This is a genomic window from Novosphingobium resinovorum (assembly GCF_036352595.1).
Taxonomy (GTDB): domain Bacteria; phylum Pseudomonadota; class Alphaproteobacteria; order Sphingomonadales; family Sphingomonadaceae; genus Novosphingobium; species Novosphingobium resinovorum_B.
The window spans coordinates 44,561-51,156 of sequence record NZ_JAZFAX010000032.1; the positions used below are offsets into that span (position 1 = coordinate 44,561).

Here is a 6,596-nt window from a genome sequence, read left to right on the forward strand (position 1 = left end):
TACCTGCAGTACGCACTCCATGCCGGACCGACGCTCAGCCCAGCGGTACTCGGTGGTAGTGATTGGAGGCGGCCCGACGGGGTTGACGCTTGCCAACCTTCTGTCGCGCTACGGCGCACACGCGCTGTTGGTCGAGCGGAACGAAATGACGGTCCAGGAACCTCGTGCGGTATCTATCGACGACGAGTCACTTCGCACGATGCAGGCGGCCGGCGTGATCGGCACGGTGCTGCCCGGGATCGTCGCGGGATATGGCTCGGAATATCTGACCCCCGGGGGGCGCACCTTTCTCAAGGTCGAACCCCGCGAGCAGCCCTACGGCTATCCTCGCCGCAATGCCTTCCGCCAACCGCGCCTCGAAGCACAACTGCGCGAGGCGCTCGATGAATCGCCCTGCGTGGATACGCTCTTTGGCTGGACCTTGTTTGGGTTTGCGCAGCGGGGCGATGGCGTGGACGTTGACCTTGTCGACGCGAAAGGCATGCGCCGAGCTGTACGATGCGACTACCTCGTCGGGGCCGATGGCGCGCGCAGCGAGGTGCGCACCGCCCTGGGGCTTTCCCTCGACGGGGAGACGTTCCAGGAAAAATGGCTGATCGTCGATCTCGAAGACTCGCCGACGACGAGCAAGGAAACGATCGTGTATTGCGATGCACGTCGACCTTGCATTGCCCTTCCGGGACCGGATCGGACCCGGCGATTCGAATTCAAGCTGCTGGACGGAGAGGAACCCGAGGTCATGGTCCAGGAAGCGACCGTGGCAGCGCTGCTTTCGTCGCATGGAGTGCATCCCGCCAGTCGCGTCAATCGCAAGACGGTCTACACGTTCCACGCGCGACTGGCGCCGACTTGGTCGCTTGGTCGGGTCTTCCTCGCTGGCGATGCGTGTCATCTGACTCCGCCGTTCGCCGGACAGGGCATGAACAGTGGCATCCGCGACGCGCATAACCTAGCTTGGAAACTCGCGTGGGTCACCTCGGGCCGCGCTTCGCAATGTCTTCTTGAGACGTACGAAAGCGAGCGACGCGATCATGTGCGCGAGATGATCCGGCTCGCCTTGCGCATGGGCCGGATCATGGGACCCCGCAACAAGGTCATGGGTCATCTGACCCAAACCCTGTTTCGTGTCATGGGTCTGTGGCCCCGCTGCCGGGACTATTTCAGCCAGATGAAGTACAAGCCCAAGCCGCGCTTCACGTCCGGGCTCATCCTGCCTGACAAGCAGGGCACCCGACATACCCTGGTCGGTCGCTTGTTGCCCCAACCCATGGTCATTCGCGAGGATGGATCCTCATCTCTCCTGGACGATGTCTTGGGCGACGGCTTCGCTCTGATCACCTTTCGGGCACCGCCCGGCTCGATCGTCGAGCTGGCCGGGAGCCCCGCCCTGGATTCCCTTGCGCCTAAAATCCTGGTCGTGAAATCCGAAGGCGCGCTGGGCGAACTGCCTGACGGGATAGAGGCTGTCTTCGATCCAGCCGGCGTTCTTCTCGAAGCGGCAGGCGGCAGCGAGGACCGCGTCCTCCTCGTGCGCCCCGACCGCTATGTCCTGACCACATTCCGCATCGGCGAGGAAAACCGCCTCGCACAGCGGCTGGCGGAGTTACTCGACCAGGCACCACGCGAGGCGGGCACCGCGACTGCGCGCCAGGATCCGGATGGGTGGGGCCAAGCCCCACCGACGCCAGGCTAATGCTCGTCATGGCCTCGACACTTCGATGTCGATCACGTGCCCCAGCTTGCCACGCAGGAAGACGAGGGGGGACGCCGACGGCTGGGCGGCCATGGCCTGCACTTCGCCCAATACGAGCAGATGGTCGCCGGTCTCCGTCACGGAATGGATCGTGCAGTCGATCCAGGCCACGGCACCGTCCAGAATGGGCGACCCATGATGCGAGAGGCGATGGACAACGTCCGTGAAACGGTCCGCGCTGGCCGCGGAGAATTTGCGGCAAAGCCGGTCCTGGTCTCGAGCCAGGATATTCACGCAGAAGCGACCCATCGCTTCGATAGCTGCCCAACTGGTCGACTTGCGGTCCGGAAAAAAACCCACAAGTGGCGGCTCGAGTGACACGGACGTGAAGCTTCCCACAGTCATGCCGATAGGGCGCCCGTCTGCGGTCACTGCGCTAACGACGCACACGCCCGTCGGATAGTGACCCAGGATTTTCCGAAACGTGGCGGCGTCGAATATCATTTGCAGCTTCCTTTACGAAGAATTGCATCCCTCGGAATCTATTCGTCGAGCGGCTCGGTACGCACGATCCGAAGACCGTAGCCCTCCAGCGCGGCGGGATGTGGACGTTTCGAACTGGTCAGCAGCATCATGTCATGGACGCCCATGTCAGCCAGTATCTGCGCCCCGACCCCATAGCTGCGCCGATCCACCTCGGCATCTGCGGGGCGCACGCTGTGAAGGCTCAGCCCCGTATCTGTCCGCGGGACGAGGAGCACGATCAAGCCGGTGCCCTTCTTGGCGATCTTCTCCATAGCAAGGGGAATGGCGCGCTCGCGAGGCCCCTGCTCGCCCAGTAGATCAGACAGGAGCGAGGCTGTGTGCATCCGGACGAGCGTTTCGCCATCAGGGATCACCTCGCCTTTTTGCAGCACGAAATTGTCAGTGCCATCGACCTTGTTGCGATAGGTCAGGAGACGCCAGTCCCCGCCGTGTTCGGATGTAAAGGTCGTGCTCGATACGCATTCGACGAGATGATCGAAGCGGCGACGATAGGCGATGAGGTCACGGATCGTGCCGATTTTCAGTCCGTGCCGTTCCGCGAAAGGCTGGAGCTGCGGCAGACGGGCCATAGTCCCGTCTTCGTTCAGGATCTCGCATATCACGGCAGAGGGATTGAGCCCCGCTAGGCGAGCGATATCTACCGAGGCTTCGGTATGGCCGGCCCTTACCAGCACACCGCCGTCGCGCGCGATCAAAGGAAACACGTGGCCCGGCGTCACGAGGTCATGGGCCGTCGTCGTCGCATCGATTGCGACACAAACCGTTCGCGCTCGATCTGCCGCCGAAATTCCCGTCGTCACACCGCACCTGGCTTCAATGGAAACCGTGAAGGCCGTCTCGTGCCGGGTGCCGTTTTCGCGGCTCATCGGTTCCAAGGCCAGTTGCTCGCAACGCAAGCGAGACAAGGCGAGGCAGACCAGGCCCCGGCCATGGGTTGCCATGAAATTGATAGAATTGGGCGTGACCATTTGTGCGGGGATGACGAGGTCACCCTCATTCTCGCGATCTTCGTCATCAATCAGAATGAACATGCGCCCGTTGCGCGCATCGTCGATGATCTGTTCGGGGGTTGCGAGCGTCGCAGGCGGCATGCCGCTGCCGACCCGGTCGCCGGCGCGGCTGCACAGATACTCAAGTTCACTTAACATCGCAATCATCCGGTCTCTTGGTGAGAACATGCGTTCGCCTGCCCTGAGCGAAGAGGGCGCAGCGCACGCACGCAGCCGGATTTAAATACACGAATTATCGTTATATGGCAATAGATGTTTATTTTGTAATTGACGTTATTGCCTCAGCCTCCGGTCGTACTCCGACCTGCACGCCTCGCGGACAAGGGTTGTCGTGATGCACCGGCCCATTTCCTCTCACTGATGAAGGAGACGGGCGCGGTCGCGCGGCGATCCGGCGGCATCGGCACCCGGCCCTCCAAAGACTTAATTGTGGCCACTAGTTTTCGGCTCTGCTTTCTCGAAATGTCGCGTCCAGGAAGCATCGCCATCAAGAGCGCCGCCGCAACCACGACACGAGCATCTTTTCGTGGGCGAGGCGAGCCGTCCGAAAAAAGGGGAGGAATCGATATGCAGGACCATTCATCCGGGGCGCGTCGTCGCTCGCTTCGAGTTGGAACCGCAGTAGCGGCGCTTTCGATCGGCGCCTTGTGCGTGCCGATCGCCTCACGCGCTGCCCCCGCTCCGCCCACTCGCAACGAACCACAGGTCCTGCAAGATATCATCGTGACGGCCGAACGACGGTCCAGCGACGTGCAAAAGACGGCCGCCTCCGTGACAGTCCAAAGCGGAGAGGACTTGCTGGCGCGCGGCAAGTTCACCCTTCGAAGCATCCTGGAAACCGTACCTGGCGTTTCTGGAGGGGAATCCGAAGGCGTGACGAACGAACCCACCGGCAATGACAGTCCAAGTGCCGGCATCACCATTCGCGGGGTGTCCTCCAACGGCGGGCTCGCCGGGCAAACCCTTTCCGGCGTTCCCGCGACCGCCCTCTATGTCGATGGCGTCTACAGCGGCATTGGCGGGAACTTCGACGTTGATCGGGTCGAGGTCCTGCGTGGACCCCAAGGCACCCTGTATGGGCGTAGCGCTACCGCAGGCTTGGTGGCGATTCACACCCGCAATCCCGATCTCGGCAGGTTTGGCGTCGAGGGCGCAGTCGAAGCGGGAAGCTACGATCTTCTTCACGTGTCGGGTGCGATCAATGTGCCGCTGGTGGAAGACCAGTTGGGCCTGCGTGTCGCAGCGAACCACTATGAGCGCGATGGAGTCGACGTCGGCAAGGGTTTTGGGGCGAGCCGGGTGAATGAAGCGAAGGCCAAGCTTCTGATCCAGCCGGGTGATCGACTTACTCTTCTCGTGGGTGGCGCCTTCCAGGACAAGCGCTTGTACAACGGTGGGGTTTCAGGCAACCTCGTCGAACCAGCCAAGGTCGAATACCAGGATTACTCGGTCGGCAGTGCCAATACAAAGTTCCGACAACTATGGGCAGAAGCGCGCCTCGACATCGGGGACGCGCAGTTGACCTACCTTCCAGCCTATCGGACATGGAAACAGGATGCCGAAGTATTCGTCGTCGGGCCAGGCGGAGGGACCCTTAAGCAAATTGTCTCGACGCCGCACGACGAATTTATTACGCATGAATTGCGTCTGTCATCAGGCGAAGATTCGCAAATCCACTGGCAGACCGGATTATTTTATTACTACAACGATATTCGAAGCAGTAATCGTAACGCCTGGGAAGCATCGAATGGCTCCCTGTTTGAAGCGAATATACGTCGGAAAACGCGGGATGTCGGCATATTCGCCGAAGCAACCATCCCCGTTGCTTCGGCGCTGCGCCTGACTGCAGGCATTCGCTATGACAAGACCGCCGTGGCCACGCAGGAAGTCTACACATCAAATCTGAATGTATTCTGCAATACGCCTCTGGGAGGCCTCAGCGGTTGTGCCGTGGCGCCGGCCAATTCCGCGTCTGCCGGTTTGCCGGAATCGCCCTCGAGCATCACTGTCGCTGGCCAAGCGGGGCGACGCACCTTCAAGAACGTGACCTACAAAGTCCGCGCCGAGTATGACCTGACGCCAACCAGCCTGCTCTATGGTTCCATCTCGACCGCCTTCCTGCCCGGAGACGTCCAGGTCGGCACGGGTGCCGGCAACGTTCCTACTGCTTTCCCATACGAATCGGAAAAACTGACGGCGTTCGAAGTGGGCAGCAAGAACCGGTTCTTCGGCCGTCGGCTTCAGGTGAACGTCGGCCTCTTTCACTACAGTTATGCCGGCTACCAGGCGAGCGTGCAGCTTGACCTGAGCAACCCGGCCAGCGCTGTATTGTTCAACGTTCCCCTCAGGATGACCGGCGCTGAAATCGAGACGTTGTTCCAGGTGACTTCCGCGGACCGGATCGGATTGAACTTCAGTCATATCGAATCGAAATTTCATGACCTGCCTGCAGGCTTTGCCGAGGCGGTCGCTCAGCGCGAGTTATGGGGCTTCGCGCCCACCACGGGTACGGTTTTCTTCGACCACGAATTTAGGCTCGACGCAGGGGCGAGCCTGAATCTGCATGCGGAGGCAATCGCGCGATCGAGCTATGACGTCCTGTACACCTCTCCTGCGCTCGCCGCACAGGGCGGGTTGGCCTACCTCCGGCAGAAGCCGAACTTGCTGGCCAATTTCAACGCCACGTGGACGTCGGGGGATGGCAGGTTCAGTTTGACGGGATATGTTCGTAACCTCACCAACAAGCGAATAAAGACTTACGTCAACCTCCAGTCGGTCACGCCCTTGCAGGCGACCGCGACGCAGTCCGATCCGCGGACGGTCGGCGCCGTTTTCACTGCAAAGCTATGACGAAGACGGTGCAACAGGGCCCCACGCTTTTGAGGCGTTGGCGAAATGGAGGCGCAAAGCGCCCGGTGGGCAAGGATCGGCATTTTCCGGCACGACCTCCGGCTCCGTATCAGCGAAGACCGGGTCGCCGGTTGCCTCGTGGAACTGGCGTGCGGACCGAACCTCCGCACGCCGGCCACCGGTGCATACGGCCAAATCAACCTGGCGGTGACCACAGCGCCTTTCCTGCAACCCAGTTTCACGGTTTAATACCGGGATCCTCATCTGGTCGACCAGCCCGGCTACTCCCGTAACGGTGTCGCGAGCGCACGGATGGTCGACCCGGGCGAGATGACGAGATCTTTCGTCACCGCAGTAAGAACGGTGGACTGTAAGCGGTAAAGATCCCCCACATTTTCAGATGCTCCGAGGTTGTTAAGTTTCGCCGCAATGAATGGCGAGGTTACCAGTGAGAGATGAAACTGATTTCGAAACATGTTTCGATACGAACGCCCCGG

At 60.9% G+C, this 6,596-nt stretch carries 5 protein-coding genes; 2 read left to right on the forward strand and 3 right to left on the reverse strand.

Annotated elements, in window-relative coordinates; genetic code table 11:
• The first annotated feature begins 19 nt into the window (after nucleotides 1–19).
• Nucleotides 20–1,693 (forward strand): bifunctional 3-(3-hydroxy-phenyl)propionate/3-hydroxycinnamic acid hydroxylase, encoded by a 1,674-nt coding sequence (locus V2S85_RS22120; RefSeq protein ID WP_330704979.1) that lies wholly within the window; start codon nucleotides 20–22, stop codon nucleotides 1,691–1,693.
• Nucleotides 1,694–1,699: 6 nt separating this feature from the next.
• On the opposite strand, the gene V2S85_RS22125 is transcribed toward V2S85_RS22120, so the two are convergent.
• Together V2S85_RS22125 and ribB are read right to left on the reverse strand one after the other, a co-directional pair.
• A complete protein-coding gene (locus tag V2S85_RS22125) occupies nucleotides 1,700–2,197 on the reverse strand; it encodes a flavin reductase family protein (protein WP_330704973.1) in 498 nt (165 codons plus the stop codon).
• Nucleotides 2,198–2,235: 38 nt separating this feature from the next.
• Nucleotides 2,236–3,396 (reverse strand): 3,4-dihydroxy-2-butanone-4-phosphate synthase, encoded by a 1,161-nt coding sequence (gene ribB, locus V2S85_RS22130; RefSeq protein WP_330704974.1) that lies wholly within the window; start codon nucleotides 3,394–3,396, stop codon nucleotides 2,236–2,238.
• Between the two features lie 282 nt (nucleotides 3,397–3,678).
• Between ribB and V2S85_RS22135 the strand changes: the two genes are divergently transcribed.
• Nucleotides 3,679–6,099 (forward strand): TonB-dependent receptor, encoded by a 2,421-nt coding sequence (locus V2S85_RS22135; protein ID WP_330704975.1) that lies wholly within the window; start codon nucleotides 3,679–3,681, stop codon nucleotides 6,097–6,099.
• Between the two features lie 281 nt (nucleotides 6,100–6,380).
• Here the strand turns inward: V2S85_RS22135 and V2S85_RS22140 are convergent.
• Nucleotides 6,381–6,596, reverse strand: a 216-nt coding sequence (locus tag V2S85_RS22140) for a hypothetical protein (protein WP_330704976.1), incomplete at its 5' end; no start/stop codon positions are given.